Raw genomic sequence first — 835 nt, 5'->3', positions numbered from 1 at the left:
CCCCTCAGGCGGCCGCGGCGCCCCGCGACCGGCGCCGACCCGGTCCTCGTGACGGTGAACGGCGCCCCGATCCGCGCCAGCGACCTCGCGCTCGCGGCCGAGGAGATGGGCCCGAACATCCCGCCCCAGCTCCAGGGGCCGCAGCGGCTGGAATACGTGCTGTCCTACCTCACCGACCTGACGCTGCTGGCGCAGGCCGCGACCGCCGCCAAGCTCGACCAGACGCCCCAGTTCCAGCAGCGCATGGCGTTCGCCCGCACCAAGGCGCTGGTGGACGTGCTCTTGACCGACGCGGCGTCCAAGGCCGTCTCCGCCGAGGAGAAGCGCAAGACCTATGAGGAGTTCGCCAAGCAGCGCAAGCCGGAGACCGAGGTGCGCGCGCGCCACATCCTGGTGGACGACGAGGCCAAGGCCAAGGACATCGCCAAGAAGGCCAAGGCCGGCGCGGACTTCGCCAAGCTCGCCAAGGAGAACTCCAAGGATTCAAGCGAGGACGGCGGCGACCTCGGCTACTTCACCAAGGAGCAGATGGTGCCCGAGTTCGCCGAGGCCGCCTTCAAGCTGGACAAGGGCCAGGTCTCCGATCCGGTGAAGACCCAGTTCGGCTGGCACGTGATCAAGATCGAGGACAAGCGCGAGAGCGCCGTGCCCCCGTTCGAGCAGGTGGAGGCCGAGATCGAGCGCTTCCTGGTGCAGAAGTCGCAGTCCGACCTCGTCACCAAGCTGCGCGCCGAGGGCAAGGTGGAGAAGGCGGCCGCGCCTGCTGCTCCCTGCTGCCCCCTGCCGCCCCCCGCTGCGCCGGCGCCCACCAAGCCCTGAGGTCTCCCGCCGCGCG

Annotated in this window: 1 protein-coding gene; it reads left to right on the top strand. The window is 70.4% G+C overall.

Going from position 1 to position 835, the window contains the following annotated elements; translation table 11 throughout:
- Window positions 1–819: peptidylprolyl isomerase (locus AC2W7M_RS26490; RefSeq protein ID WP_486136163.1), on the top strand; the 819-nt coding region annotated here is incomplete at its 5' end.
- Between the last annotated feature and the right edge of the window lie 16 nt (window positions 820–835).

The organism is Xanthobacter sp. BG11Y11_SDJG (genome assembly GCF_057364445.1).
This window is presented reverse-complemented; position numbering and strand designations above follow the sequence as displayed.